Origin of the sequence: Pleomorphomonas oryzae DSM 16300 (assembly GCF_000422965.1) — a bacterium.
Classification (GTDB): Bacteria; Pseudomonadota; Alphaproteobacteria; order Rhizobiales; family Pleomorphomonadaceae; genus Pleomorphomonas; species Pleomorphomonas oryzae.
In genome coordinates this window covers 1-1,122 of the sequence record NZ_AUHB01000038.1, presented here as the reverse complement: position 1 = coordinate 1,122, position 1,122 = coordinate 1, and the positions used below count along the sequence as shown (strand labels likewise).

The 1,122-nt window shown below is 60.0% G+C and carries 1 protein-coding gene; it reads left to right on the top strand.

The genetic code is table 11. The features are described 5' to 3' along the window. Nucleotides 1-268: 268 nt before the first annotated feature. Nucleotides 269-1,122: MCP four helix bundle domain-containing protein (locus G522_RS0124065; RefSeq protein ID WP_026793201.1), on the top strand; the 854-nt coding region annotated here is incomplete at its 3' end.

Here is a 1,122-nt window from a genome sequence, read left to right as displayed (position 1 = left end):
GCTTCGTCGTCGTCATCGACCTCGCAAGGCTGCTGACCGCCAAGGACATCGCAGCCCTCGGCGGCAAGGATAAGACCAAAGCCGCCTGAAAAAGCTTGTGGGGCGGCAGTTCAGCCGCCTCGCCCAACGACAAATTATATGCTGCATGGTCAGCTCGCCCGGTACCAACCCTATTTCGCGCTGGCGTTGCCGGCACCGAAAAGGACTGGGGAGCTCCTGCCGAACAAGAGATCAAACCGAGTTCGCATAGCGAAATAGGGGATTGAGTATGCGTATCACCATCAAAGCGAAGCTGGGGCTTGCCTTCGGTTTCGTGATCATGCTGACGACGGCCATGGGGGCTCTTTCCGTCAACGACCTCTCGTCGCTCAATACGACGATTTCCAACATCGTCAACGGACCGACCGCCGATCTCGAAAACACGCGCGTGCTCACCAACGAGTTCAACGCCGTGGTCCGCAACGAGAAGAACGCGATCATGAACTCGGATCCGAGTCAGATTGCCGCGTTCCGCCAGAAGATCGAGCAGAGCAACCAGAAGATCCGAGACATTTCGAGCAAGATCGCGACGTCCACCGATCCGGAAGTCGTTGCCGAAATCGGTAAGTTCACCCCACTGTTCGAACAGCGTGCGCCGCTGTCCGCCCAGTTGCTCGATCTGACCACCCTCAACACGACGGAGTCCAACGAGCAGGCCGCGAAGCTCAGCATGGGTAAGGCGCTGGAGATCAGCTACGCCATCTATGGCGTGCTCGACGACATGGCCAATACCGTCACGACAAAGCTCAATTCGGCCGACGAGGAAGCCAGCGCCCAGTACATGGCCTCCCGCAACCTGCTGTTCGGCCTCATCGGCTTCGTTTCGGTGTTCTCCCTGCTCGTCGCCGTGTGGATGTCGGTGTCGATCAGCCGCAGCCTGCGCAACGCCGGAAACGTCATGGGCCGGGTTGCCGACGGCGACCTGACTTGGAAGGCAGGCAAGCTGCCGAAGGACGAAATCGGCGACATGCTCGGTCTCGTGGACACCATGGTGGAGCGTCTTCGGTCTGTTGTCGCGGATGCTCTCGTTGCCTCCGACAACGTGTCGGCCGGCAGCCAGCAGCTGTCGTCGGCCTCCGAGCA